General features: G+C 66.2%; 22 protein-coding genes. 5 read left to right on the top strand and 17 right to left on the bottom strand.

The genetic code is table 11. The features are described 5' to 3' along the window. Window positions 1–55: 55 nt before the first annotated feature. The 6 genes from AC1HIL_RS03125 to AC1HIL_RS03100 form a co-directional block, all read right to left on the bottom strand. Window positions 56–3,952, bottom strand: coding sequence for a pilus assembly protein (locus AC1HIL_RS03125; protein ID WP_479671121.1), 3,897 nt, complete (start codon window positions 3,950–3,952; stop codon window positions 56–58). A gap of 30 nt (window positions 3,953–3,982) precedes the next feature. Beyond that, window positions 3,983–4,669, bottom strand: a complete 687-nt coding sequence (locus AC1HIL_RS03120; RefSeq protein ID WP_479671120.1) for a pilus assembly PilX family protein — start codon at window positions 4,667–4,669, stop codon at window positions 3,983–3,985. Beyond that, entirely contained in the window at window positions 4,666–5,856 is a 1,191-nt protein-coding gene (locus AC1HIL_RS03115) for a PilW family protein (protein WP_479671119.1), read from the bottom strand. Before AC1HIL_RS03115 ends, AC1HIL_RS03120 begins: the two co-directional genes overlap by 4 nt. Window positions 5,857–5,858: 2 nt before the next feature. Beyond that, on the bottom strand, window positions 5,859–6,248 hold the full coding sequence (locus tag AC1HIL_RS03110) for a type IV pilus modification PilV family protein (RefSeq protein ID WP_479671118.1): 390 nt from the start codon (window positions 6,246–6,248) through the stop codon (window positions 5,859–5,861). 83 nt (window positions 6,249–6,331) lie between these two features. Continuing rightward, window positions 6,332–6,994 carry a GspH/FimT family pseudopilin gene (locus AC1HIL_RS03105; RefSeq protein WP_479671117.1) on the bottom strand — a complete coding sequence of 221 codons (663 nt, stop codon included), beginning with the start codon at window positions 6,992–6,994 and terminating at the stop codon, window positions 6,332–6,334. Further along, on the bottom strand, window positions 6,964–7,443 hold the full coding sequence (locus AC1HIL_RS03100; protein WP_479671116.1) for a type IV pilin protein: 480 nt from the start codon (window positions 7,441–7,443) through the stop codon (window positions 6,964–6,966). Before AC1HIL_RS03100 ends, AC1HIL_RS03105 begins: the two co-directional genes overlap by 31 nt. A gap of 415 nt (window positions 7,444–7,858) precedes the next feature. Between AC1HIL_RS03100 and AC1HIL_RS03095 the strand changes: the two genes are divergently transcribed. Further along, window positions 7,859–9,337 (top strand): PglL family O-oligosaccharyltransferase, encoded by a 1,479-nt coding sequence (locus AC1HIL_RS03095; protein ID WP_479671115.1) that lies wholly within the window; start codon window positions 7,859–7,861, stop codon window positions 9,335–9,337. Here the strand turns inward: AC1HIL_RS03095 and moaC are convergent. Further along, window positions 9,334–9,825, bottom strand: a complete 492-nt coding sequence (gene moaC / locus AC1HIL_RS03090; protein ID WP_479671114.1) for a cyclic pyranopterin monophosphate synthase MoaC — start codon at window positions 9,823–9,825, stop codon at window positions 9,334–9,336. The genes AC1HIL_RS03095 and moaC overlap by 4 nt on opposite strands. A 53-nt stretch (window positions 9,826–9,878) precedes the next feature. Between moaC and AC1HIL_RS03085 the strand changes: the two genes are divergently transcribed. Next, window positions 9,879–11,465: a M48 family metalloprotease gene (locus tag AC1HIL_RS03085; protein WP_479671113.1), complete on the top strand. Its 1,587-nt coding sequence runs from the start codon at window positions 9,879–9,881 to the stop codon at window positions 11,463–11,465. 16 nt (window positions 11,466–11,481) lie between these two features. On the opposite strand, the gene AC1HIL_RS03080 is transcribed toward AC1HIL_RS03085, so the two are convergent. The 3 genes from AC1HIL_RS03080 to AC1HIL_RS03070 all read right to left on the bottom strand — a co-directional run bounded on the left by AC1HIL_RS03080 (window position 11,482) and on the right by AC1HIL_RS03070 (window position 13,274). Next, window positions 11,482–11,835, bottom strand: coding sequence for a phage holin family protein (locus tag AC1HIL_RS03080; RefSeq protein ID WP_057593684.1), 354 nt, complete (start codon window positions 11,833–11,835; stop codon window positions 11,482–11,484). Window positions 11,836–11,984: 149 nt separating this feature from the next. Continuing rightward, window positions 11,985–12,449, bottom strand: coding sequence for a hypothetical protein (locus tag AC1HIL_RS03075; RefSeq protein ID WP_057593683.1), 465 nt, complete (start codon window positions 12,447–12,449; stop codon window positions 11,985–11,987). A gap of 78 nt (window positions 12,450–12,527) precedes the next feature. Further along, window positions 12,528–13,274 (bottom strand): TerC family protein, encoded by a 747-nt coding sequence (locus tag AC1HIL_RS03070; RefSeq protein WP_057593682.1) that lies wholly within the window; start codon window positions 13,272–13,274, stop codon window positions 12,528–12,530. 494 nt (window positions 13,275–13,768) lie between these two features. Between AC1HIL_RS03070 and AC1HIL_RS03065 the strand changes: the two genes are divergently transcribed. Together AC1HIL_RS03065 and AC1HIL_RS03060 are read left to right on the top strand one after the other, a co-directional pair. Further along, the gene (locus AC1HIL_RS03065; RefSeq protein WP_479671112.1) at window positions 13,769–14,236 is read left to right on the top strand and encodes a DUF3717 domain-containing protein; all 468 of its coding nucleotides are present in this window, start codon (window positions 13,769–13,771) and stop codon (window positions 14,234–14,236) included. A gap of 12 nt (window positions 14,237–14,248) precedes the next feature. After that, window positions 14,249–14,551 carry a DUF2007 domain-containing protein gene (locus tag AC1HIL_RS03060; protein ID WP_413762007.1) on the top strand — a complete coding sequence of 101 codons (303 nt, stop codon included), beginning with the start codon at window positions 14,249–14,251 and terminating at the stop codon, window positions 14,549–14,551. A 10-nt stretch (window positions 14,552–14,561) separates the two neighbouring features. Here the strand turns inward: AC1HIL_RS03060 and AC1HIL_RS03055 are convergent, their stop codons facing one another. The 4 genes from AC1HIL_RS03055 to purB all read right to left on the bottom strand — a co-directional run bounded on the left by AC1HIL_RS03055 (window position 14,562) and on the right by purB (window position 20,167). After that, on the bottom strand, window positions 14,562–15,122 hold the full coding sequence (locus tag AC1HIL_RS03055) for a YaeQ family protein (RefSeq protein ID WP_479671111.1): 561 nt from the start codon (window positions 15,120–15,122) through the stop codon (window positions 14,562–14,564). 64 nt (window positions 15,123–15,186) lie between these two features. Next, window positions 15,187–17,322 (bottom strand): TonB-dependent receptor family protein, encoded by a 2,136-nt coding sequence (locus AC1HIL_RS03050; protein WP_479671110.1) that lies wholly within the window; start codon window positions 17,320–17,322, stop codon window positions 15,187–15,189. A 132-nt stretch (window positions 17,323–17,454) separates the two neighbouring features. After that, window positions 17,455–18,582 carry a PepSY-associated TM helix domain-containing protein gene (locus tag AC1HIL_RS03045; RefSeq protein WP_479671109.1) on the bottom strand — a complete coding sequence of 376 codons (1,128 nt, stop codon included), beginning with the start codon at window positions 18,580–18,582 and terminating at the stop codon, window positions 17,455–17,457. 205 nt (window positions 18,583–18,787) lie between these two features. Then, window positions 18,788–20,167, bottom strand: a complete 1,380-nt coding sequence (gene purB / locus AC1HIL_RS03040) for an adenylosuccinate lyase (protein WP_261208953.1) — start codon at window positions 20,165–20,167, stop codon at window positions 18,788–18,790. Between the two features lie 116 nt (window positions 20,168–20,283). On the opposite strand from purB, the gene AC1HIL_RS03035 reads away from it, so the two are divergent. Next, window positions 20,284–20,895: a glutathione S-transferase N-terminal domain-containing protein gene (locus AC1HIL_RS03035; RefSeq protein ID WP_057593676.1), complete on the top strand. Its 612-nt coding sequence runs from the start codon at window positions 20,284–20,286 to the stop codon at window positions 20,893–20,895. Window positions 20,896–20,960: 65 nt separating this feature from the next. Here AC1HIL_RS03035 and AC1HIL_RS03030 read toward each other — a convergent pair whose 3' ends face one another. Genes AC1HIL_RS03030 through AC1HIL_RS03020 form a run of 3 tightly spaced genes read right to left on the bottom strand, consistent with a single transcriptional unit; the run spans window position 20,961 to window position 24,318 of the window. Then, the gene (locus tag AC1HIL_RS03030; protein ID WP_261208956.1) at window positions 20,961–22,205 is read right to left on the bottom strand and encodes an SAM-dependent methyltransferase; all 1,245 of its coding nucleotides are present in this window, start codon (window positions 22,203–22,205) and stop codon (window positions 20,961–20,963) included. Then, window positions 22,202–23,005 carry a DUF1365 domain-containing protein gene (locus AC1HIL_RS03025; RefSeq protein ID WP_479671108.1) on the bottom strand — a complete coding sequence of 268 codons (804 nt, stop codon included), beginning with the start codon at window positions 23,003–23,005 and terminating at the stop codon, window positions 22,202–22,204. The genes AC1HIL_RS03030 and AC1HIL_RS03025 overlap by 4 nt, the downstream gene beginning before the upstream one ends. Then, a complete protein-coding gene (locus AC1HIL_RS03020; RefSeq protein ID WP_479671107.1) occupies window positions 23,002–24,318 on the bottom strand; it encodes an NAD(P)/FAD-dependent oxidoreductase in 1,317 nt (438 codons plus the stop codon). The genes AC1HIL_RS03025 and AC1HIL_RS03020 overlap by 4 nt, the downstream gene beginning before the upstream one ends. Between the last annotated feature and the right edge of the window lie 92 nt (window positions 24,319–24,410).

The raw sequence follows: 24,410 nt of genomic DNA, 5'->3' as shown, positions 1-24,410 counted from the left end.
AAACGCCGGGATATCGTTCCTCCGTCCGTACTCTTGCCTTCATTCCCGATCGACCTCAGTCGGCCAACTCTCGCCACGACGTGCGGTGCGGAAGACCCGCTGCCCCGCCTCCGCCTGGCGGACGCTCGATCTTGATCGAGCCGTCGCTGCTTTGCCGCAAGATTCTCGTTTCGCCGTTTTCCAACTTCACCCAACTCTGACCTACGATCAGCGCGGTATCGCTCCACAGTTGGCCTGCAGGGTCTTCGAGCGAGTTACCGTTGGCTGCGTTGAGGTAGTAGCGCCAAGATTTGCCGCCCGAACTACAAGCGTCGCCACTCGGGATGGCGGTCGCAACGGACAGCGTTCCGAATTGCAGCGCAATGTCCGTCACCACGCGCTCCCCAGAGTGCGGAAAATCCACCCACCAGCCGTTCTTCGAGTTCCAGTCGACGGGGTTGTTCGTGATGCTGGCCGAATCTCCAGTGACGGTGAAAGTCTGGCGAACCATGTTGCTGTCCGCGCGCACGTTGCCAAGGCCCGTCGACGTGAGATTGTCCTTGACGGCGTAGATGGTCTGCGTCGCTTGCGTAGTGCTGTTGATGTCGTCGGTGTTCAGATACCGGCCCGTTCCGACGACGATCACCGGTTTGCCCGCGATCTCGACGGTCTCCGGCCGCGTCGTGATCGCCTGCGGGGTGGCGGCATCCACTTGGAAGGTGGCGAGCAGCAGTGCGCTGTGCCGGGGCTCGACGAGATCGTCCACATCGAAGCGCCAGAGGTTCCCTTGCAGGTCTCCGCCGTAATAGCGCTTCGATGTGTTGTTGGCGGGGTCGTCGACCCATGCGTTTATCTTCGCCAATCCACTGGGACTATCGACAGCGCCAACGGTGGTGGCAATGCCGAGGAGCTTTTCTCCGGTGTTGGCATTCAGGACGAAGAGTCGCCCCTTGCCATCACCTCCGTCGACATCGTTGTTGTAGCCGGAGCCGAACACGACGACCCAGGTGCCGTTGCCCCGCTTGGCAACGACTGGATTGCCATACGTGAGACCCAGGTTGGTATCCGTGAACTCCCAGAGCGGCAGAGGATTCGCGGGATCGGTGACGTCCAGCGCGTAGTAGCTGCGCCCCCCTTTGTTGAGTCCACCGACCAGAATGGTCTTCCACTCCGTGCCGACCTGGATGTCGGCGACAACTGGTGCTCCGTCGACGAAATAACGATGCCTTGCTTCGTACCCGGCGTCAGCCAATCTGTACATCTCTGGCATCACTGCGTTCGGAATGTAAGCCCACATCTCCGTACCGCCGTCGGCACTGGCAGCCGAGAACGCATGAAGCATCCCGTCATTGGCCGCGACATACACCATCGGCTTGCGACTCCTCTTCGCGGTGACGAAAGCTGCGTACCCGGCGTCGGTGTAGCTGAAGGGGGGCTTGCTCACGTAGACAGGCGCACCGTTGATGATGTCGCCGAGTACGCCCGTGCGCGCCCTATAGAGGGCTCGCGTCGTGCTGTTTGCCGAACTGGCCGTCTCGTAAGTGCGGGTGCCGCGCAGATAGCCGACCAGATTGCTGCCCGTTTCCGCGATGGTCTTTTCGGCGGCAGACAGGTTGTCGCACTGCGTGGCCCTCTGGCTCTTGGCGCAAAGACCGCTGAAGTTGGCGCCCAGCCCGTCCGCATTGAGGTTCGTCCAGTTGAACTCCCGTCGAGTCGCGGAAGCCGGTTGCTTGTAGTAGATCTTGCGCTCGGACGCTGTCGTGCTCTGCGTCAGCTGGGTCTGAGCCGACCACAGTGGGGTCGCTCCGATCTCCGCAGTGTCGCCATTGAGCGTGAACGCTTTCAGGTCGCCTGTCCAAGTCTTGGTCGTGTAGCTTGCCTGGAAGACCTGATTGTTGTCACCCGCAATAAGTTCCAGAGCGCTTGTCGACGCGGCAGATGCCGACCCGGTCTGCTGTGTGATTGCATTGACCACTCCACTGATGGCTTCACCAAGCTGCTTCGAATTGGAGGCAGAATAATATTGACCCCGACCATTCACGGCTGCATGCCAGAGGTCGTCGATATTCCGAGCATCGCCCGAATTTCCGCTGATGTTGGTGGTAGGCACGGGCCAATCGACAGCACCGGACTTGAGGTTCACATAATCGCCACTCGTCTGATTGAGGTAATTGGGGTCGTAGGCCAACGTGCCGCTCACCCCAAGACCGATGGTGTAAGTGGTCATGTGCTGGTGCGCCGCGGTATCAAGGCCGGCAGGCTTGAGCACGTTGCTGCACACGGACTGCGCAGTGCCGCTGCTGTCCGAACTGCAATTATTCAACGCCTCGGTACGAAGGTCGGTGTTGTAGTAGTACGCGGCCACGTCAGCCAGCGTATTGGAGGATCCACCGGTGACCACCGTGTTGGTTGTCGGCTGTGTGTAATAGGTCTGATTCCTGAGGTCGGATGCAGTTTTCCCGTCTACAACCACGTCGTTGGCGCGAAGGCAGCTTGTAGTCGCTCCACCTGAATCTATCCAATCTCCGTTGGTAAATTTCTGGGTCTGGGAAGTGACCTGATATCGATTGGAGGACCCGGCGCGACACGACCCTAAAGAGCCAACGACGTACTTCTGTTTGGTCGTTACCTCCGACGTCACGGTACCGTCGAACATGGGCCTGCTTTCCTGGCCATCCTGATTGCCGACCATATTGCCATTCAAATCAAGCGCGCCATAGGTCGTGTTGTTCTCGACACCATCGCCACCTGAATTCCAATATCCATCTGTGGAAAGCAAGGCATAGTTGCGTTGGCAGGAGTACTGGACCGGGTCTGTCTGACCACTGAACCGCTTCGCGAAGTACCTGCCAGCCTTCGAGAGCGCCCCTCGCAATGGCGTTCCGCCGCTGGCCGCCGCTCCATAGAGTTTGGAATAGATACTGGTCTTCTGCGCTCCCGTGAAGAAATCGATGGGGTGGAAGCCTGGACCGGTCGTGACGTCCGTGCTGCTGTTGATGGTCGAAAAACCTACGCGATACGTGTCGTTAAGAGTCTTGAATGCACTGCCCACGGATGTCCGCATCATCAGCGTACGAGTGCGGTAATACGAATACCAGTTGGCGTAATTTCCGGCTTCTGCCGAGGTGCTTCGAACGACCACTTTCGTGAACACGCCACTTCCGGGAGCGCCGCCTACATCGCTCATGCATTCCAGATAGAACGTGTTCTGGACGGGGCCAGAACTCGTATAAACCCAACCCATCTTGGGTTGGGTGGACGTCGATTTATAGTAATAACTTCCGGTTCCGCGCGTGGCGGTCCAGCTGTTTCGAGTGTCGTTGCTATTGGATGAGGTCACGTTGACCACGAGGGTTTTGGTGCCGCTGCTATTCCAGGAAGTTGCACTCCAATTAGTCACTGTGCCGGTCATGGACCGGCTGCCGCCCGCGGTAATAATCAGTGTCTCGCCGATCGTGAATGTGGTGCTCGAGTAGCCGCTACCCGTGAACGCGAAGGTCTTGCTCCCCGTTCCCATCGCTATATTCGATGTCGAAAAATCAACGGTTGTGGACGTGCTGAAGTCGAGATTGGTCGCCCCCGATTGGGCAAAACCATCGGACCAGGCGGAAACGAACGACGAGTTCGCCATGTTCGTGCCGGTGGCGGTGACAGGCGGTGAATACACCGTGTCGGGGTCATAAGCGACGCCGTTGCATTGCGCCGAGCGAAAGCCGTACTTGCTACTGCTGCTCATCGTATCGGGCATGTAGTCAAATGCCATGCTGCCCGAGTCGTCGAGAATGAAAAGCAGGTTGGGCCGCGCGGTGTTTTCCGAACGCGTGGTCAGTGGCTCGTCTTGGATGATCGTCTGAGCGGCCAATGCCTGGGTGGGAAATCCCAACTGGCCCACGAGCAGGATGAGAAGAGATGAAATCGCAATGTTCAAACGAAGGCCTGCTCGCCAGGTCCTTGGCGCTGTATGGATCAGCATGGTGAAAGCTCCTCGTGCCGCGACGCCGCACTATTGGAAATTGACGATGGTTTCTGTGAAGCTGGTGGTGTTGCGCGGCCCGCTGATGCGCACGACGACCCTGTAGTACGGACCACTCTTGGTGCTGATACGACCGCTGCCGTACGAAAGCGCGCCTCGGCCAGGGGCCGCACCCGTGTCTGCCAGCGGTTTCGCGCAGCTGTTTGCGATGGCGTCGTCTGCGCTGCCTGCATTCGCACAGAGTCGGAAGATGACGTAGCGGGCCGTATTGGTCGTATTCGTCAACGTTGCTGTCGCCGACTTGATCGAGCAGCTTGCATAGCTGCCCGAGGCTGCATAGGGGCAGTTGCCGTTCTGTTCGGTACTCCAGTCGATCAGCTTTCTGCTGCTGTTGGCTGGAAGTTGCTGGCCCGTGACGTCAACGGGTGCGTTCACGCCGCTGACAATCTCCTGAGTGCTGGCGTAATAGCCGCTCGCGGCGGCATCCGTGTCCAGGCTCGTAACGTTGGTTTTCAGCCAGGCAATGGCCTGGCGGGCTGCCTGGTCGCCTGACGTCGTTGCGTCCTGCTTGAACCCCACATTGCCCACGAGCATCGAGCTGGTGTCGACGGAGCGGACCAAGGCCAGGGTCGCGAGCGACAACGCAACCAGTGCGAGCAGCGCAAAGATGAGTGCAATGCCGCGTTGTCCACGGCGGGGTGAAAGAGGGTTCATCATGACGAGCCGGGGGTTTTGGCGGAATTCCAAAGCACATTGCGCAGTGGAACGACCGTGTCGTAAACCTTGAATCGGTAGTGCTGCCAGTCGGGCACGTGATTGATCTTGAGTTGGATGCACTTGCTCGTGCCGCAGGCAACGGTTCCACTGATCGTGCTGCTCGCACCAACATCCCACAGTGGCGCACTGGAGGTCACGATGTCTTTTTCGTATTGATTGCTGCGTGCCACGAGCGCAATGCGAATGGCCAGAACCCGCTGCCAGTCGGCGGCGGTCGTGGGCGTCGTGTTGTCGTAGGAGCTGACTTGGGTCGTGCCCGCTGTCGCCTTCCCGTACATCGCTTGTAGGTTGACGATCTGGGGGTAGAGGATCTCGGGCGTTCCAGTGGCCGCATCGGCGGTGATCCCGGTCACGACAAGATTCTGATTCGCGTCGATCGAGTAGCTGTTGAACGACATCTGCCCCATGTTCAGCAGATAGCTGCCAGTCACATACCCGGCGTCGGGAAATACGCTGCTGCGGTTCCACTTGCTGGTGCCGCCGGACTTGTGGGGAATCTGAGTGCCGTCGAGTACCGTGCCCGCGGCGCCCCCCGAGCCGGAATCGGTCACCGTGAAGACGGTGCACCAGTTGTCGGCGTCGCCACCCCCTGCGGGCACTGCGATCATCAGGTCGCCCGCGGTGGCGCCGAAGGTCGACTTGACCGTGAAGACTTCCGTCGTCTTGGGATGGTTGATCGACAGCAACATCGGTGCGGAAAAGCGCCGGGTGCGGCTCTGCAGAACGGTGATCTGGTCCGGCGCGCCGCTCGCACCGTCGGTGATGACGACAGGTGCAAGCGTGGTGGAGAAGGGGATGGCAGGAAGCGAGGCATCCGCCGATGGATCCTTGTATTCGCCCTTGATCGCGCAGCCCAGCGCTTCGGGGTTGATCGCAGCGCCATAGCCGGCCATCTGCATGTCTCGCTGCAGCGTATAGAGGGAAAGTGTCCCGTTGGCTTGCGCGTCGCTGCCCATCGCGATGGTGCGGCGCTTGCCTTCGGCGTTCGCGAGCACCGTGCTGATCACCAGCACCGTCAGCATGCCCAATACCAGCCCGACCAGCAATTCGATGAGGGTGAAGCCGGTCAGGCGACCGCGACGGTGCAAGCCGGGACGTTGCGCAGAAGATTGGATGCGGTGTCGCATATTCAGCTCGATTTCGACACGATGGTGGTAGTGGTCACGTGCTGGTGCGGTATCCCGTCGCCAAGTTGCCAAGTCACGGTGACGGATACGTCACCGTTGAGGGAGTTGACGGTGATGGCGGCGCCACCGCTTGGCAGTACCTGAGCCACCTTGGTTCGCCATTCCGTGCAACTGGTTGCCGAGCACGTGTCGTCGCCGGCGTACGCGGTGAGGTTGTCGGCGTCGGCCCACATCCGACCGACGACCTCGCTCGCAAGGTAGACGGCGTCAGCGCGTATCTTCGATTCGGTTGCACTTCGCGTCATACCGCTTTGCAAGCCGATCAGACCCAGTACGCCCAGCATGAAAATGAGGATGGCTACTAATACCTCGATCAGCGCGATGCCGTGCATGCGTGATCCCCGCGAAGAGAACCGGAGTGAATGTCGATGCGGGTGGCTCAAGGAAGGCATTCCGAGGCGTCGAGGCATTGCCGTTACTCCGTGGCCGGGCATCGGCGTGGATCGTTGGATGGAAGCGCGGTGCTGGGATCGCACAACCGGACCGCGCCTGCTGCGGTGACGTGCAGTTGCAGAGGACGGAAGGCCGTGCTGGAGGCGTCCGCGTCAGGACCGAGGATTTCGATCGTCCTGATGGCGGTGTCTGCGTTGACCACGCGGCCGAGTCCGTTGAACTCCACTGTGTGGGCCGTCGTGTCGTCGTCATGCTTGGCCTTGACGCCAACTGCACCGCTGCCGGCAGCCTGCTTCGAGACGATCATGGGGGCCGTCGTGGTGGAAGGGGCGCTGGCGCATTTGGTCGCAGGCGAGGTCGCCGCAATCACCCATGAAGCACCTGTGTCGGACAGCGCGCAGCTGTTGTCCATCTTGGCTGGATCCGTCAACGAAACCAGATAGAAGCCGATGTTTTGGTTACGGCGCACGGCTTCGTTGCGTGCGGTCTGGAGTCCGTTCTGGAGAGACTCCGCCATGTTACGGATGCGGGTATTGGCCAGCCAGTTGCCGATGCTGGGCATGGCCACCAAGAGGATCAGCGCGAGTACCGTGATCGTGACGACCAATTCGACGATGGTGAAACCCTCTTGTCGGGTTCGTGGATGACCGCGGCTCAACATGAGGCGCTCTTCGTCATCCAGCATGTGCTCGTCGAAACGGTCGTATTCTTGAACTTGCTGGTTCCGGGCGTGCCTTGTTGATTGATCGTGTACCAGTAACCGTCAAGCGATCCCTTGCCCTTCGCGGTGATGGTGTAGGTGTCGAACGGCGACGAGGTCGTGCACTCATAGGTGAAATTGGCCGTCGAGGCAAAGTCACCCCATGTCCCTGATGCCATGTTTTTCGCGCACTTCGTCGCGTCGCCGTAGCTTCTGTAGTCCTGGTAGTACTGTTCCATCTTGGAGCGCAGGTCGGACAGTTGGCTGAATGCCTCGGGCATCTTGCCGCGACGCAGATAGTCGTTGTAGGACGGAAGTGCCACTGCCGCCAGGATGGCGACGATTGCCACGGTAATCATGACTTCGATGAGCGTGAAGCCGGCTGCGCTGCGGGCCTCTGCGGAACGCCGATGTTCAGTGAGGTGGTTTATCAAGGGATGGCCTTTTAAGGGGGCTGGCTAAAGTGGTCCCACAATCCGGAAACGGAGTGGGAACAGCGGTTAAAGAATGTCTCTGAATGTTGCTTTTTGCAAATCCGCTCATCCACTTGCGGAAGCCGCTTGTCATGGGGCGGAGGCGGCAACAATCTCGCGGATGACATCTGAGGCGACCTTGCTCCGAACTTCCTCTTGGGACAACTGGAAGCATCGGCTTCGTCTGTGCCTCATTGCGTTTCCACTCCTTTGCCCACTCGTCTCTGGCCCCTCCGCGAATGCGTGGCAACTGCTCACTTCTGGGGTGTGTGCTGCCCTTCTGCTGCTCTGTTCGCCAAATGGATCGCTGGGCCGTGGATTGCTCGCCTGGCTGGGCCTGTGTGTAGCGGCCTTTGCACTCTCAGCTCACAGCCCGATGGACATTCGGCTCATGGCATGCACCGTGCTTGCAGCGGTTGGCTTGTTGGGCGTCGCGGGCGCCGCGGCGATTCGGCAAAGCGCCATCCCGAGCGCCTTGGCCTGGGGCTTGCTGCTTGCAGGGGCCTGCAATGCCCTCGTCGGCCTACTCCAGTACTACAAGCTCGCTGACGCTCTTATCCCTTGGATCACCTCTCCCTCCCCCGGTCGCGCCTGGGGCACGCTTCGCCAGCCCAACCAATTCGCCACATTGATCAGCCTCGCGCTGATCGGGGTCTTGTGGCTGTACGCGATGAAGGGCTCCTGCCGCGTGCGGACCGGCCTGGTCGCCGCCGCCGTCCTGTTGATCACCGCCACCGCCGCATCAGGCTCTCGCACCGGTGTGCTTCAACTCGCGTTGATTGTGGTCACCGCAGGAGTTGCTGCCTGGAAGGAACACCGCACCACTTCCGATCCAGCGGCGCACCGCCGCCTGCCCCCACCCCTGGCGCTGCTGGCCATCCTCCCCCTCTACTTCGCCCTGAATTGGCTGCTACCCCAACTCGCAGCCTTCGGCACGAGCAGCAAGGCCCTCACCTCCGCCGGCGCCCTCGTCCAACGTCTCCAACCCACCGCCCTCGGCAACGAAAGCCGCCTCACCCTCTGGCACAACGTCCTCTCCCTGATCGCCGAGCGCCCGCTGACGGGCTGGGGCTGGGGCGAACTCAGCTACGCCCATTTCATGGCCGTCTACCCGGGCCCTCGTTTCCCGGTGCTTCTCGACAACGCCCACAACCTCCCCCTGCACCTCGCGGTCGAACTCGGCATCCCCGCCGCCGTGCTGATCTGCGGTGGCTTCCTCTGGCTTGTGATTTCCGCCCGCCCCTGGCGCGAGCGCGACCCGAACCGACTCATGGCCTGGGGCCTGCTGGCCGTCATCCTCGTGCACAGCCTGCTCGAGTACCCGCTGTGGTACGGCCCCTTCCAGCTGGTCTTCGGCCTGTGCCTGGGCATGCTGTGGCCCGCGCGCCAAACCGAGGAATCGTCACCGCGATCGATCAGAAAGTGGCTCCCCGATCGCCGAAGATTCCAGGCGCTGGCAGGCATCGCCCTGCTCTCGTTCGTCGTCTACGCCGCCTGGGACTACACGCGCATCAGCCAGATCTACCTGCCGCGCGATGCGCGCCTGCCACCCTGGCAGGACGACACGCTTGCGAAGGTCCGCAGTTCCTGGCTGTTCGCGCGCCAGGTCGATTTCGCCGAGCTGACGTTGACGCCGGTCACGCACGAGAACGCGGCCCGGATGCATGTGCTCGCGCAGCGAACGCTGCATTTCTCGCCGGAGCCGCGCGTGATCGTGAAGCTGATCGAGAGCGCGGAGCTCTCGGGCCATGAAGACGAGGCGCGTCTGATCGCCGAGCGCTTCAGGGAGGCCTATCCGAGCGCCTACGTCCACTGGCTCAGGCACAACCCGGGCGACAAGGCCCCGGCTCCCTAGGCTGCAGGCGCAGTCCAGCTCCCCGACTTCCCGCCGTGCTTCTCCACCACATGCACCCCGGTGACCGTCATCCCGCGGTCCACGGCCTTGCACATGTCGTACACGGTCAGGAGCGCGATCTGCACGGCGGTCAGCGCCTCCATCTCCACGCCGGTCGGCCCGACGGTCTCGACGGTGGCGGTGCATTGCACGTGCGGGGTCGCGTCGTCGGCGTCCGAGAGCGCCAGGTCGACCGCCACCCGGGTGATGGCCAGCGGATGGCACAGCGGGATCAGGTCGCTGGTCTTCTTGGCCGCCTGGATGCTGGCGATGCGCGCGATGCCGAGCACGTCGCCCTTCTTCGCGCTGCCCGAGGCGATCAGCGCCAGGGTCTCGGCCCGCATCTCGATGCGGCCGGTGGCCACGGCCACGCGATGGGTGGCAGGCTTGGCGGCGACGTCGACCATGTGGGCCTGGCCCTGGGCGTCGAAATGGGTGAGTGAGCTCATGGTGAACGTTCAAGAGGGAGGTGCATCATACGAGCCCGAGTTCTGGACAAGCCATGCCACGCTGGACCCCACCCCCTCGCAAGAAACGCCTCTTCGCGCCCGCCATGCGGACGGTTTGCGCTAGTGTTTTGATAGCTTCGCAGGTGCTGATGCCGCCATTGGCGCGCGCCCAGCTGCTGCCGGGGCTCGGCGACGGTGGCGAGATGACGGCGACCGCCGAGCGCCACCTGGGCGACCAGATCGCGCGCGAACTCTACCGCGACACGGACTACATCGACGATCCGGTGATCGCCGACTACGTGCAGGAGATCTGGCAGCGCCTGCTGGCGGCGGCGCGGGTGCGCGGCGAACTCACGCCCGAACTCGACGAGCGCTATGCCTGGGTGGTGATGCTGGGGCGCGACCGCAACATCAACGCCTTCGCGCTGCCGGGCGGCTACCTCGGGCTCAACCTGGGGCTGGTGGCGGCGGTGGGCAGCCGCGACGAGCTGGCGACTGTGCTCGGCCACGAGCTGTCGCACGTCACGCAGCGCCACATCGCCCGCATGATGGACAAGCAGAGCAAGCAGTTCCCGCTGATGCTCGCGGGCCTGATCCTCGGCATGATCGCCGCGGGCAAGAGCCGCAGCGGCGGCGACGCGGGCCAGGCGATGGTCATGGGCAGCCAGGCGGCGTTCATGCAGAACCAGCTGAACTTCTCGCGCGACATGGAGCGCGAGGCCGACCGCGTGGGCTTCGGCGTGATGACGCAGGCCGGCTTCGCGCCGCAGGGCGCGGCGACGATGTTCGAGAAGCTGCAGTACGCCTCGCGGCTCAACGACAACGGTTCCTTCCCCTACCTGCGCAGCCATCCGCTGACGAGCGAGCGGATCTCCGACATGCAGGGCCGCTTCCAGTTCCGCATGGACACGGTGCCGGCGCCGGTACTCGTGATGGACCACGCGATGGTCTCCTCGCGCGCGCGCGTGCTGACGCGGCCCGGCGTCGACGTGCTGCGTCAGTGGGTCGACGCGGCCGCCAGCGGCGAGTTCGCCAGGAGCTCGCCGGCCCAGCAGGCCGGCACGCTCTACGCGGCGGCGCTGTCGGCCAAGGAATTGCGCGACTACAGGGCGGCGCGCGCGCTGGCGCAGCGGCTGGTCGAGCGCACGGCGGACGATGTCCCGGCCGCGCGCCAGGCGCGCTGGCTGCAGGCCGAGATCGAACTGGCGGCGGGCGGCGCGGGCGTGGCCAAGGCGGCCTCGCTGCTCGATGGCAAGGCGAAGTCGCGGCCCGAGATGCTCTTGGCGGCGGACGCCGCGGTGGCGGCCCGGCAGCCGGCGCCGATGATCCCGGTGCTGCGCGACTGGGTGGCGACGAACCCGCGCGATGCCACCGCCTGGCGCACGCTGGCCAATCTCTATGGCGCGCAGGGCGACACGCTGCACGCGATCCGCGCGGACGCCGAGTCGAACGTGGCGATCCTCGACTATCCGGCCGCGCGCGACCGCTTCAAGGCGGCGCAGGAACTGATCCGCCAGAGTCAGAGCGGCCGTCCGGGCGCGGTGCCGGTCGACCACTTCGAGGCGTCGATCGTCGACACCCGCGCGCGCGAGATCGAGGTGCTGGTGAAGCGGCAGGCCGAGGAGCCGGCACTGCGTTGAGCCGGCGGCAGGCCGATCAGCGGCGCGTCAGCAGCCCGCCGAGCGCGCTCTCGATCAGCAGGCCGAGCACTGAGTAGAGCAGCGAGCCCACGAGCGCGGCCAGGAAGCCGTTGACGTGGAAGCCCGACAGCAGGCCGGAGGCGGCCCAGAACATCAGCGCGTTGATCACGAACAGGAACAGCCCGAGCGTGACGATGGTGACCGGCAGCGTGAGCACCACCAGCACCGGGCGCACGATCATGTTGAGCAGGCCGATGACCACGGCCGCGATCAGTGCCGCGCCGAAACTGCTGACCTGGACGCCGCTGTAGAGGTAGGCCACCGCGAGCAGCGCCACCGCGCTGAGCAGCCATTTGAGGAGGATGCGCATGCGGTCCAGGATACCGCAGCGCCGGGGCGGCGGCGAGACGGACATGCCCGCGAATCCGCGTGGGACGGGGCGTTGGCAGGGCCAAAAAAATGGCTCCCGAAGGAGCCGTCGCCTGAGCGGGATGGCGCGGCACCGAGGCCGCGGCCCCTTTATTCCGCCAGTTCGTTCGCCAGCACCAGCAGCGCGCCCATGCCCATCACGGCACCGGGAAAAGCCCAGCCCTGCTGGCCGGCCGGCTTCTGCTCGGGCGTGACCGGCTCCAGGTCCACGCCGACCTTCGGACGGCGGGCATCGACCACGTGCGATGCCATGTGCTCGCGCTTGAGCTGTTGCGTGAGCTCGGCCAGCGGACCCTTGGCCAGCACGGCCGTGACCTGCCCGCCATTGCGCTCCAGCAGCGGCAGCAGCTGCGCCTGCAGCTTGCTGAACCACTTCGCGCGCCAGTTCTCGCGCGCGCTGTGGCTCACCCACTTGCTGATGCGATGCGTCATGCGCGGCGCGCAAGCCACGAGCACCCAGTGACGCGCCACGACCGCATCGGCATCCGGCGCCAGTTCGGCGAACTGTTCGCAGGCGTAGACGGCGTCGTCGACGTAAAGAATGATCTTTTCCATAGGGTGCTCCTTCAGGTAGTTAGAGTGGCAGAGACGGGTCGAAATGGATAGGGGACTTTCGTGGGGCGGGCAGCGGGCTCAGCTCGCGGTGGCCGGCGTGGAAGCCTTGGCGCGGGCCTGGCGCGCGGCCACCCACTTGCCGATGGCCAGCACGAGCAGCGCACCGATGATGCCGGAGGCGTACTTCACGACATCGGTCTGCGGCAGCTTCGGCACCCAGGTCCAGGCGGCGGGGTTGACCACGGCGGGGTCGGACACGGCCATGGTGCCGGCGATCCAGCCCAGCAGCATGCCGCCGAGCGTGATGATCATCGGGAAGCGGTCCATCAGCTTGATCACGAGCTGGCTGCCCCAGACGATGATCGGGATGCTCACGAGCAGGCCGAAGATCACGAGCGGCATCTGGTGGCCTTCGCCGGCGCCTTGGGCGGCACCCGCGATGGCGATCACGTTGTCGACGCTCATCACGAGGTCGGCAATGATCACGGTCTTGACGGCACCCCAGAGCCTGTCGCTGCCGGCGATGTTGCCGTGCGCGTCGTCATGCTCGGGCGCCAGCAGCTTGACGCCGATCCACAGCAGCAGGATCGCGCCCACGAGCTTCAGGAACGGAATGGCCAGCAGGGTCAGCGCGAAGAAGATCAGGATCACGCGCAGCAGGATGGCGCCGGCGGTGCCCCACAGGATGCCCTGCGTGCGCTGGGCCGGCGGCAGCTTGCGGCAGGCCAGCGCGATCACGACGGCGTTGTCGCCGCCAAGAAGGATGTCGATCATGATGATCTGACCGACGGCGACCCAGAATTCCGGGGTCATGAACTGTTCCATAGTTTCCTCTGTTCCTCGTGCCCGGTCCGCTGCGCCGGTACGTGGCGGCCGCGGGCAAGGCACATCGATGCGTTTCGATTCATCCCGGGCGGGCTGATCGATGCGAGGAAATGAAACCGGGTGACACCGGGGACTTCAACGACGCTTCGACCAAACCTGCACAGGTTCAAATCGAAGGTCTGGCTCGGCATGCGCATGGCCGCTCGGCGACATGCGCGATGCCCGACAGGCCGGAAGTGTTGTGCTTCGTATTGACGACCTGGCGATGTCCGCCGCGTATGCGACGGCCGGGAGCTACTCCCCTTCGTGGGCGCGATTAGAGCATCGGCGCTCGCGCGCTGGCAACCGAAAGTTTCAAGCTTTCAAACGGAAGGCGTTCAAAACCTGCATCGCCGCAAGGTCTATTGCTACAAGTTTGGTAGCGCCTATAACCTTCGGAGGTCCCGGGACATTGGCGGACTATGATCGCCCGCCCTGCCATCTTTCTGCGTTTCATGGCCGCCATCCACATCACCGACATCGAGGCCGCCATCAATCACTGGCGCGAGAAGAGCCCCTCGCCCGATGGCGTCACGCTCGCGCCCGAGCTGCGCGCGCTGGCCGAGGTCTATGCGCTCATGGTCTACCACCACGAGGACGAGGTCGACGAGGTCGGCTTCCCGGCCAAGGCCTGGGCCGCCTGGCTGGACTGGTACCAGAGCACGCCCGACACCCCCTGCATCGCGATCTGCTCCACCAGCCAGGGCGACGACCAGTGCAAGGGCTGCGGGCGCAGCTTCGACGAGGTGCAGCACTGGCCCGCGATGACGCCGGCCGAGAAGCGCGTCACCTGGCGCCGCATCACCATGGAGGATTCGGCCTGGCGCTTCAACCGCTATGCCGAGCGCGCGCGCGAGGCCGAGCCGCCGCAGTGGCCCGATGACGACCCCGCCGTGCCCACCGGGCCCGAAGACGCGAACTGAGCGGCCGACCCGATGCGTCGCCTCGCGCAAGCCCCCAACCTCGCGATCGCGACGCTGTGGGTGCATGCGCTGCGCGAGGACGGCGTGGCCGCGACGGTGCAGCGCGAGTACCTGGGCGCGGCGGCCGGCCAGCTGCCGCCCGACCAGTGCCTGCCCGAGATCTGGATCGACGACGAAAGCCAGTTCGAGCTCGCGCAGCGGCTGCTGCATGCGTTGCAGCACCGGCCGCAGCGCAGCTGGCAGTGCGTCTGCGGCGAGCGGATCGAGGGCGGCTTCGAGCAGTGCTGGCAGTGCGGCGAGATGATGCCGCCCTGAGGCCCCTGCGTTATTTCCAGCGCAGCAGCTCGATGTCGACGCTGTTCGCGCCGTCGCCGAGCGTCAGCGTGTTCTCCTGGATCGTCGCCTGCAGCTGCATCGAGCGCTGCGCCAGCGCCGCGAGCGCCTGCGAGGCCGCCGTGGGCACGCGGTAGACGCTCAGGTTCTGCGGCCGCGTGAGCTTGTTCTCGATGCCGCGCCACCAGATCTCGGCCGCGTGGTTGAAGCAGTAGACGATCACCTGGTCGGCCTTGCCGCAGGCCTTGATGACGGGCTTGTCCTCGGGCTGGCCGACCTCGATCCACAGCCGGGTCTGGCCCGTGAAGTCGCGCAGCCAGACATCGGGTTCGTCCACGTTCGACAGGCCGGCGCCGAAGGCCAGCGTGCCGTCGCCCTTGCAGATGTCCTGCAGCTGGTGCGCGTTGAGCGCCAGCGCGACCAGCCGGATCATCATCCGCTCGTCGGTCTCGCTCGGATGGCGCGCCAGCGTGAGCGCGTGGTCGGCGTAGTAGCCGTGGTCGATGTCGGCCACCGCGAGGCTGGCCTTGAAGATGGTGGATTTGAGCGCCATGGGTGCGCGAGTGTATGCGCGCGCTCCCGGGCCTGCGCCGGCCCGGGAACTGCCCGCCGGCCGATCAATAGGCGACCGAGGCCTGCAGGTACACGGTGCGCGGCTGGCCCACGTACTTGCCGCCGTTGTTGTCCACCGAGCGGTTGAAGTAGCGGCGGTCGAACAGGTTCTTCACGCCCACGGCCAGCTTGAGGTTGCGCATCGTCGGGCCGAAGTCGTAGCCGGCGCGCAGGTTCATCACCGCGTAGCCGGGGATGTTGCCCAGGCGGCCGGTGCTGTCCTCGAGCGTGACATAGCGCGCATTGGTGTCGGGCGAGCCCGGCGAGCGCTGCTTCGACTGCGCGTAGACGTCGGCGTTGAAGGTCCACGGGCCGCGCTCGTAGCGCGCGCCCAGCGTGGCCACCTGGCGCGAGTAGAACGGCAGGTCGCGGCCCGCGAAGGCGCCGGCCTTCTGCGTGGCCTGGGTGTAGGTGTAGGTCGCCGACAGCGACAGCCCCTTGAGGGCCGGGCTCAGGTCGCCGAGCTCGTAGCGCAGCGCCGATTCCAGGCCGCGGTGGCGCGTGGCGCCCAGGTCGGTCCACTGGCCGACGTCGCCGGTGATCGAGCGCGCGAGCTGCAGCTCCTTGTCGAAGTCGATGTTGAACAGCGTGAGCTCCGAGCTCCAGGCCTCGCCCTTGTAGTGCGTGCCGATCTCATAGGTCTTCGCCTTCTCGGGATGCAGGCCGTCGGTGGACTGCGCGAGCTGCGCGTACTGCTGCGGCCCGAAGGACACGCCGGCGTTCGCGAACAGCGACCAGCGCTCGTTCATGCGGTACATCACCGACACGGTCGGCAGCCATTCGTTGGAGTCGATCTTCGGCGCGATCACGCTGGTGATGCGGCCGCTGGTGAGTCCCACCACGTCGTTGTGCGAGCGGATCGCCTCGTAGCGCACGCCGGGCGTCACGGTCCAGTTGCCGAAGTCGATGCGGTCGTCGATGTAGAAGGCGTTGGCGGTGGTGCCGCCGGCGCTGGTCTGGTAGGCCGGCTGCGCCAGCGTGGTGGCGTCGAAGCCCAGGCGCGGGCGGTAGTAGCTGCTGCGCGTGGCCACTTCCGAGCTGGACTCCTTGAGGTAGCGGTAGCCCACGCTGACTTCCTGCACCACGCTGCCCGAGTCGATCAGGCGCGAGTAGCGCGGCTCGATCGCGAAGGTGTGGTACTCGCGCGGCGCGGCGGTCAGGCGGCGCTGGCCGGCGCTGGTGCCCGTGCCTTCCTGCTCGAGGTGGCTGCCGCGGAACGAGTCGGTGTAGTAGGTCAGCAGCTCGAACTTGTTGATGCCGTCGTTGTGCGTGTAGCGCAGCGAGCCGTCAGTGCGCCGTCCGGTGAATTCGTCGAAGGGACGGTCCGACTGGAACGGGTTCAGCGCGTACTGCGCCGTCGTCAGGCCGCCGGGCATGCGGCCCTGGCCCTCGAAGTGGTGCAGCGACACCGCGATGTCGTCGGTCTTCGAGAAGCGGTAGCTGCCCTTGAGCATCAGGTCGTCGATGTTCGTCTTGTCGTTGCTCTGGCGGAAGCCCTCGCCGTGCGTGCCCGAATACAGCAGCGCCAGGCCCAGGCCCTTGTCGTTGGTGCCGCCGACGAACACGCTGGGCGTCGACTTGGTGCCGCCGCCATGGCCCGCGCTCTCCACGCCGACGCTGGCCTCGGCGGCGAACTTCTCGGGAATCGAACGCGTCACGAAGTTGATGATGCCGCCCACGTTCTGCGGTCCGAAGCGCACCGAGCCGGCGCCGCGCACCACGTCCACGGTCTCGATGTTGCCCAGCGACAGCGGCGCCAGCGACAGCTGCGGCTGGCCGTAGGGCGCGTAGGCCAGCGGCACGCCGTCCATCAGGATGGTGGAGCGCGGCGACAGGCGCGAGGTCAGGCCGCGCACGCCGACGTTCAGCGAGATGTCGCTGCCGCCGGTGCCGTTGCTCTCCTGCACCTGCACGCCGGGGATCTGGCGCAGCACGTCGCGCACGCTGGACGAGCCGCTCTCGCGGATCTGGCGCTGCTCGACGATGGTCCGCGCGCCCGGATGCTCGACGACCTTCTTCTCGGTGGGGCTGCCGAGCCAGTCACCGGTGACGGTGATGGCCTCGAGCGCCTTGCCGTCGGCGCCCGCGGGCGCATCGCCCTCGGCGGCGAAGCCGGGCAGGCTCAGGGGAAGCAGGGCCATCGCGATGGCGGTGCGTTTGAATGCAGACACGGGAACTCCTCGGTTTTTTGAAATTGAAAAAGGAACGGGCGGGCGTGGGGCGCGTCGTTCGGGCAGGACGGCGTCGTCGCGCCGTCGTCGAATCGTTTGGGCTCAGGAGGTGGGGCGCGCGACCGCGTCGCGGCGCGCCGTCGCGGCCGTGCGGCGGCGCCGCCACCAGAGCCAGATGCCGCTGAAGCCCAGGCCGCCGAGCGCCAGGCCCAGCAGCGCGGTCACGATCTCGTGGACCACGCCGCCGAGCTCGCCGGTGTGCAGCGGGAAGATCACCGCCACCGAGCCGTTGCCGGCATCGAGTTCCTGCCACTTGCGCGCGGCCAGCACCTCGCCCGTGACCGGGTGGAGCCAGGCCGAGCCGATGCCGTTGGGATGCGGGTCGTCGGGCAGCTTGAAGCGAACGCGCACGGGCCGGTCGGCCTTGCCGGGCACCGCCACGTAGCCGATCGGCTGGCCCGGGTAAACCTGCTGCGCGCGCGCCACGATCTCGTCCAGCGGCAGGCGCGGGCCCTGGGCCGTGCCCTTGGCGATCGTCGGCGCCTTGACCGGCTGCTGCCCCATGGCGGCGGAAATGAAATCGCCCAGTGGCCGCCAGGCCATGTAGGCGCCGGTGGCGACCGACACCGCGATCAGCAGGCCGAGCACCGCGCCGCCCGTGCGATGCAGGTCGAACAGCCCGCGCAGCAGGCCGCGGTTGAGCACGATGCGCAGCGACGGCGGCCAGCGCGTCGGCCACCACAGCACCAGGCCCGTCACCAGCAGCACCAGGTAGGACAGCGCGACGAAGGCCAGGATGCCCTTGCCGGTGCTGTCGAGCAGCAGGCTGTTGTGGATCTTGTAGATCAGGTTGTAGGCACCTTCCTGGGTGCCGCGCCGGCCCTGTTCGGCGCCGGTGAAGGGGTCGAGGTAGACCGTGCCGTCCCAGCTGCCGCGCACCAGCACCCAGTAGCTGTCGCCGGGCTGGCGCGGCGGGCGCAGGGTCAGGTTGGTGTCGGGGCCGAACTCGGCCAGCAGGCGCTGGCGCAGCGGTTCCAGCGGCAGCCGCGCCGCGGTGGCGTTGCCGGCCGTGCGCGCGACGAACAGCTCGGGATGGGCCTGACGGTCGAGCGGCTGGCCCACGACCAGTGCCGCGCCGAGCAGGGCGGTGACGGCGAGGATCGGGCCGAGCGTGAGGCCGACCCAGCGATGGATCTTGAGCCAGAGACGTCGCAGGGAAGCGCGCAGCATGGACGACGGGGACGCCGAGGCGTCCCGCACGGAAGTGTTGCTGGCTGGCGCACGGCCGGCATGCGGCGTGCGTTGGCTAGGAAATTGGAAGGAAACCGGAAAGGGCGATCGAAACGAATCGCCCGCCCCTTAATTGGCCTCAGGCGGCCTCAGCGAGCGAACCAACCGCTTGGGAAAAGCGGTTGGTGCATCGATGCACAGGGCGTCAGATTCTACCGGCGAGTTCGGCCGCCTTGCCCACGTAGCTGGCCGGCGTCATGGCCAGCAGGCGGGCTTTTTCCTCTTCGGGAATCGCGAGCGAGCGGATCAGGCCATGCAGCGCCTCGGCCGTCACGGTCTGGCCGCGCGTCACTTCCTTGAGCTGCTCGTAGGCGCCCTGCACGCCGAAGCGGCGCATCACGGTCTGGATCGGCTCGGCCAGCACTTCCCACGAGGCGTCGAGGTCGGCCGCGAGCGCGTCGCGGTTGAGCTCGAGCTTGCCCAGGCCGGTGGCCAGGCTGGCATAGGCCAGGGTCGCGTAGCCGAAGGCCACGCCGATGTTGCGCAGCACCGTGCTGTCGGTCAGGTCGCGCTGCCAGCGGCTGATCGGCAGCTTCTCGCTCAGGTGGCGCAGCAGCGCGTTGGCCAGGCCCAGGTTGCCCTCGGCGTTCTCGAAGTCGATCGGGTTGACCTTGTGCGGCATGGTCGAGGAGCCGATCTCGCCCTTCTTGAGCCGCTGCTTGAAGTAGCCCAGGCTCACGTAGCCCCAGACGTCGCGCGAGAAGTCGACCAGGATGGTGTTGGCGCGCGCCACGGCATCGAACAGCTCGGCCATGTAGTCGTGGGGCTCGATCTGGATGCTGTAGGGCTGGAAGCTCAGGCCCAGGCCCAGTGGCGCCGGGGTCTCGACGACCTTGCGGCTGAAGGCCTCCCAGTCGAAGTCGGGCCAGGCCGCCAGGTGGGCGTTGTAGTTGCCGACCGCGCCGTTCATCTTGCCCAGCAGCTGCACCGAGGCGATCTGCGCGCGCGCCTTCGACAGCCGCACCGCCACGTTGGCGATCTCCTTGCCGACCGTGGTCGGGCTGGCGGTCTGGCCGTGGGTGCGCGAGAGCATCGACACGTCGGCGAACTGGTGCGCCATCTCGCGCAGCTTGGCGATCAGGCCGTCGATCGCGGGCAGCAGCACGGTGTCGCGCGCGGCCTGGATCTGCAGCGCGTGGCTGGTGTTGTTGATGTCCTCGCTGGTGCAGGCGAAGTGCACGAACTCGGCCGCGGCCAGCAGCTCGGGGCGGGCCTCGAACTTGGACTTGATCCAGTATTCGACCGCCTTCACGTCGTGGTTGGTGGTCTTCTCGATCTCCTTGATGGCCAGCGCGTCGGCCTCGGAGAAGTGCGAGACCAGGCCCATCAGGTACTTGCGGGCGCCGCCGGTCAGCGGCTTGAATTCGGCGAAGCCGCAGTCCGACAGCGCGATGAACCACGCCACTTCGACCTGCACGCGCCGGTGCATGTAGCCCTGCTCGCTCATCAGGGGGCGCAGGGCCGCGAGTTTGGCCGCGTAGCGGCCGTCCAGGGGGGAAAGGGCGGAGACGGTGGAGAAGCTCATGCCCGAATTTTAGGCGGGCCGCCCGGGGACGAACCCGGTACACCGAAAACCGGGCTTTGGCGTTCCCCTAAAATGATTATGAACAAACGTTATCAAAATCGAGGGAGAGCGCCTTCATGAAACTGATCGGATCCGCCGCCAGCCCCTATGTGCGCAAGGTGCGCGTGGTGCTGGCCGAGAAGCGGCTCGACTACCAGTTCGTGATCGAGGACGTCTGGTCGCCCGACACGACCATCGCCCATTCCAACCCCCTGGGCAAGGTGCCGTGCCTGATCATGGAAGGCGGCGAGGCGATGTTCGACTCGCGCGTGATCGTCGAATACATCGACACCCTGTCGCCGGTCGGCAAGCTGATTCCGCAGCAAAGCCGCGAGCGCGCCGAGGTCAAGACCTGGGAAGCGCTGGCCGACGGCGTGATGGACGCCGGCGTGCTGTGGCGCCTGGAGCGCACCTGGTCCGGCCGCGCCGACGGCGAGCGCAGCGAGGCCTGGATCGACCGCCAGCGCGCCAAGGTCGAGGCCGGCGTGGCCGCCATGGCCAAGGGCCTGGGCGACAAGCCCTTCTGCAGCGGCATCCACCTGAGCCTGTCGGACATCGCGGTGGGCTGCACCCTGGGCTGGCTGAACCTGCGCTTCCCCGAGATCGAGTGGCGTGCCGACTACGCGAACCTCGCGAAGCTCTACGACAAGCTGATGCAGCGGCCGAGCTTCATCGACACCCAGCCCTGAGCGGCTGAACCGTTTTCGCCCATGAAAAAAGCGCCTTCCGGCGCTTTTTTGTCGTTTGCCCCGGCTCAGGGCTTGCGCAGCGTGTACTGCACCACGTCGATGCTGCGCTCGGCGAAGGCCGCCTCGCAGTAGGCCAGGTAGAACTCCCAGATCCGCATGAAGCGCTCGTCGAAACCGAGCTGCAGCACCTGGGCGCGCTGCGCCAGGAAGCGCTCGCGCCAGCGCCGCAGGGTCTCGGCGTAGTCGGCGCCGAAGGCGAATTCGTCGATCACTTCGAGCCCCGCGGCCTCGGCGGCGCGCCGGAACTCGCGCGGGCAGGGCAGGCAGCCGCCCGGGAAGATGTACTGCTGGATGAAGTCGGTGGCGTCCACGTAGCGCTCGAACAGCGCGTCGTCGATCACGATGCTCTGGATGCAGGCGCGCCCGCCCGGCTTGAGCAGCCGGCTCACGCTCGCGAAGTAGGTCGGCCAGTATTCGCGGCCCACGGCTTCCACCATCTCGATCGAGCAGATCGCGTCGAAGGGCGCGTCGCCGGTGGTCCGGCCGATGTCGCGGTAGTCCTGCAGCCGCAGGTCGACCGGCAGGCCTTCGGTGCGCCGGCGCGCGTGGGCGAGCTGCTCGTGCGAGAGCGTCACGCCGGTGACGGCCGCGCCGAATTCGGTCGCGGCCTTCTCGGCCAGCGCGCCCCAGCCGCAGCCGATCTCGAGCACCCGGTCGCCGGGCCGCACGCCCGCCATGGCGAGCGCGCGCCGCACCTTGGCGTGCTGCGCCTCGGGCATCGGCCGCGTCAGGTCGCCCTCGAACCAGGCCGACGAGTAGTTCATCGTCTCGTCGAGCCAGAGTTCGTAGAAGGCATTGCCCAGGTCGTAGTGCGCCTGGATGTTGCGCGCGCTGCCGGTCCTGCTGTTGCGGTTCAGCAGCAGGTGGCGCAGGCGGTAGAGCAGGCGGCCGGTCCAGCTGCCGTAGAACACGTTCTCGATCGCGCGCCGGTTCGCCACGAACACGCGCAGCAGCTCGACCAGGTTCGGCGTGGTCCAGTCGCCCGCGATGTAGCTCTCGGCGAAACCGATGTCGCCCGATTTCAGCGCGGCGCTGCACACCGTCCAGTTGCGCAGCGTGAGCGAGGCGGTCGGGCCCTCGCCCGGCGCGGCGCCAAAGTGGCGCACTGAATCGTCGGGCAGCCGCACGGTCAGCGAGCCGTGCGCCAGGCGCTGCAAGAGGCGCAGCACGCTGCGGGCCGCGCGCGGCGCGTCCTGCGGCAGGTGGAAGCCCGAGGCGGGCGAGTCGGCGGTGGTCGTCGTCGGGGTCATAGATTCGCCTGCGGCTGGCGCGGCTCGCCGCGCGACACGGAATGAAGCGGCGGGGCCGGCTTGTGGACGAAGGGCACGCGCTTGAGCCACAGCCGCGCGGCCTGCCAGTGGATGCGCGCGATCAGGCCCAGCGTCATGGCCGGGTAGCGCCAGAGCGCGCGCCGCAGGCTGGCGGCGTCGAGCGCCTGGAGTTCGCCACCGACGCTGGTCTGCAGCAGCGGGCCGTCGGCGTCGTCGTGGTCGATGCGCACCAGCGTGCGCGTGCGTTCGGCGTCGGTGAAGAAGCGGAAGCGGTAGCTGCCGTCGATGCGGCAGAACGGCGAGACGTGGAAGGCCTTGGTCGCGCGCAGCTCGGGCCCGTAGGCCGGCCGGTCGAGCAGGTAGCAGTGGCGCTCGCCGAAGGTGTTGTTGACCTCGACCACGATCGCGCGCAGCGCGCCCGCGCGGTCGTGGCAGTACCAGAAGCTGACCGGCTTGAAGGTGTAGCCGAACACCCGCGGATAGCAGTGCAGCCAGGCCTCGCCGTCGGCGTCGTCGATGCCGTGCGACGCCAGCAGCTCGTCGAGCCAGGCCAGCGCGCCGCCGGCACCGGGCGCGCGGCCGTCGCCATGGTCGACGTCGTGGAAGGACAGTGCGCCGCGGCGGTTGAACGCGAGCGCCGGGCTGCCGTCGCGGCGCAGGGCGCGCATCGGCAGCATGAGGAAGAAGGTGGGATAGGCGAAGGCGTTGCGGGCCGGGCGCAGCCGCGCATGCCGGACCTCGCCGAAGCCGATCAGCGGCAACGGCCCCGCCGTGGTCATGGGGCGTCTTTCCCGGTCGCCAGCTGCGCCTGCAGGCCGCGGGCCGCGGCCAGGCCGGCCTTCAGGCCGTCCTCGTGGAAGCCGTAGCCCATCCAGGCACCCGCGAACCAGGTGCGGCGCTGTCCCTGCAGCGCGGGCACCCGCGACTGGGCGTCGATCGCTTCGAGATCGAGTACCGGGTGGGCGTAGTCGTATTCGGCCATGACCTCACTACGCGCGATCTCGCGAACCGGATTCAGCGAAACGATCACCGGTTGCGACCAGGGCAGCGGCTGCAGCCTGTTGAGCAGGTAGTGCAGGCAGACCCCGCCCGATTCCCGCGCGCCGTCCGCGCGCTGGTAGTTCCAGGCCGCCCAGGCGGAGGGCCGCTCGGGCAGCACCGAGGCGTCGGTGTGCAGCACCGCGTGGTTCGGCTGGTAGCGGATGGCGCCGAGCACCGCGGCCTCGGCGGCGCTGGGCTCGGCCAAGAGAGCCAGGGCCTGGTCGGAATGGGTCGCGAGCACCAGGTGGTCGAAGGCCTCGGTGCCGGCATCGGTGGCGATGCGCACGCCGTCGACATCGCGCTCGATGCGCCGCACCGGGGTGTTCAGCCGCGCATCGGACAGGCCCGCGACGATCTTCTCGACGTACTGGCGCGAGCCGCCGCGCACGGTGCGCCACTGCGGCCGGTTGGCGATCTGGATCAGGCCGTGGTTGTGGCAGAAGCGGATCATGGTCGCGACCGGGAAGGCCAGCATCTGCGCGGTCGGGCAGCTCCAGATGCAGGCCATCATCGGCAGGAAGTACCAGTCGCGAAAGGCCGGGCCGAAGCGGTGGGCATCGAGGAAGTCGCCCAGCGGCTGGGCCAGTTCGCCTTCGGTGCCGGCGAGCGCGATGCGCGTCGTCAGCCGGTTGAAGCGCATCAGGTCGGCCAGCATGCCCAGGAAGCGCGGGTCGACGAGGTTGCGGCGCTGCGCGAACACGGTCGCGAGGCTGCTGCCGCTCCATTCGAGCCGGCCGCCGCCGGGCCGCGTGGCCTGGACCGAGAACGACATGTCCGAGTCGGCGGTCGCCACGCCCAGGTCGGCGAACAGGCGGATCAGCTCGGGGTAGGTGCGGTCGTTGTAGACCAGGAAGCCGGTGTCGACGCCGTGCGCGACGCGTTCGCCCGAACCGGGCGAAACCGGCAGCGAGATCGTGGCCGTGTGGGCGTGGCCACCGAAGTAGTCACTGGCTTCGAAGAGGGTGATGCGGGCCGAGTCGCGCAGCGCGTGGGCCGCGGCCAGTCCCGAGATGCCGGCGCCGACGATGGCGACCCGGGCCGGCGGCCTCATGGCACCGCCCCGGGTTGGCTGGAAGACAAAAATGCTGCGAGGCGCCCCGACGCGAAGGAGGGAGGGAGGGAGGAGGAGAAGAATCGCCTCGG

The organism is Variovorax sp. ISS6, from assembly GCF_056523145.1.
This window is presented reverse-complemented; position numbering and strand designations above follow the sequence as displayed.

What these genes read in the sequence shown, in the direction of transcription:
- AC1HIL_RS03020 (WP_479671107.1), bottom strand. Translation starts at nt 24,318, where the DNA reads ATGAGGCCGCCGGCCCGGGTCGCCATCGTCGGCGCCGGCATCTCGGGA.
- AC1HIL_RS03070 (WP_057593682.1), bottom strand. Translation starts at nt 13,274, where the DNA reads ATGGAACAGTTCATGACCCCGGAATTCTGGGTCGCCGTCGGTCAGATC.
- AC1HIL_RS03105 (WP_479671117.1), bottom strand. Translation starts at nt 6,994, where the DNA reads ATGCTGGATGACGAAGAGCGCCTCATGTTGAGCCGCGGTCATCCACGA.
- AC1HIL_RS03065 (WP_479671112.1), top strand. Translation starts at nt 13,769, where the DNA reads ATGGCCGCCATCCACATCACCGACATCGAGGCCGCCATCAATCACTGG.
- moaC (WP_479671114.1), bottom strand. Translation starts at nt 9,825, where the DNA reads ATGAGCTCACTCACCCATTTCGACGCCCAGGGCCAGGCCCACATGGTC.
- AC1HIL_RS03095 (WP_479671115.1), top strand. Translation starts at nt 7,859, where the DNA reads ATGGACATTCGGCTCATGGCATGCACCGTGCTTGCAGCGGTTGGCTTG.
- AC1HIL_RS03080 (WP_057593684.1), bottom strand. Translation starts at nt 11,835, where the DNA reads ATGCGCATCCTCCTCAAATGGCTGCTCAGCGCGGTGGCGCTGCTCGCG.
- AC1HIL_RS03060 (WP_413762007.1), top strand. Translation starts at nt 14,249, where the DNA reads ATGCGTCGCCTCGCGCAAGCCCCCAACCTCGCGATCGCGACGCTGTGG.
- AC1HIL_RS03050 (WP_479671110.1), bottom strand. Translation starts at nt 17,322, where the DNA reads ATGGCCCTGCTTCCCCTGAGCCTGCCCGGCTTCGCCGCCGAGGGCGAT.
- AC1HIL_RS03030 (WP_261208956.1), bottom strand. Translation starts at nt 22,205, where the DNA reads ATGACCCCGACGACGACCACCGCCGACTCGCCCGCCTCGGGCTTCCAC.
- AC1HIL_RS03055 (WP_479671111.1), bottom strand. Translation starts at nt 15,122, where the DNA reads ATGGCGCTCAAATCCACCATCTTCAAGGCCAGCCTCGCGGTGGCCGAC.
- AC1HIL_RS03115 (WP_479671119.1), bottom strand. Translation starts at nt 5,856, where the DNA reads ATGCGACACCGCATCCAATCTTCTGCGCAACGTCCCGGCTTGCACCGT.
- AC1HIL_RS03110 (WP_479671118.1), bottom strand. Translation starts at nt 6,248, where the DNA reads ATGCACGGCATCGCGCTGATCGAGGTATTAGTAGCCATCCTCATTTTC.
- AC1HIL_RS03085 (WP_479671113.1), top strand. Translation starts at nt 9,879, where the DNA reads ATGCCACGCTGGACCCCACCCCCTCGCAAGAAACGCCTCTTCGCGCCC.
- AC1HIL_RS03025 (WP_479671108.1), bottom strand. Translation starts at nt 23,005, where the DNA reads ATGACCACGGCGGGGCCGTTGCCGCTGATCGGCTTCGGCGAGGTCCGG.
- AC1HIL_RS03125 (WP_479671121.1), bottom strand. Translation starts at nt 3,952, where the DNA reads ATGCTGATCCATACAGCGCCAAGGACCTGGCGAGCAGGCCTTCGTTTG.
- AC1HIL_RS03120 (WP_479671120.1), bottom strand. Translation starts at nt 4,669, where the DNA reads ATGATGAACCCTCTTTCACCCCGCCGTGGACAACGCGGCATTGCACTC.
- AC1HIL_RS03035 (WP_057593676.1), top strand. Translation starts at nt 20,284, where the DNA reads ATGAAACTGATCGGATCCGCCGCCAGCCCCTATGTGCGCAAGGTGCGC.
- AC1HIL_RS03045 (WP_479671109.1), bottom strand. Translation starts at nt 18,582, where the DNA reads ATGCTGCGCGCTTCCCTGCGACGTCTCTGGCTCAAGATCCATCGCTGG.
- purB (WP_261208953.1), bottom strand. Translation starts at nt 20,167, where the DNA reads ATGAGCTTCTCCACCGTCTCCGCCCTTTCCCCCCTGGACGGCCGCTAC.
- AC1HIL_RS03075 (WP_057593683.1), bottom strand. Translation starts at nt 12,449, where the DNA reads ATGGAAAAGATCATTCTTTACGTCGACGACGCCGTCTACGCCTGCGAA.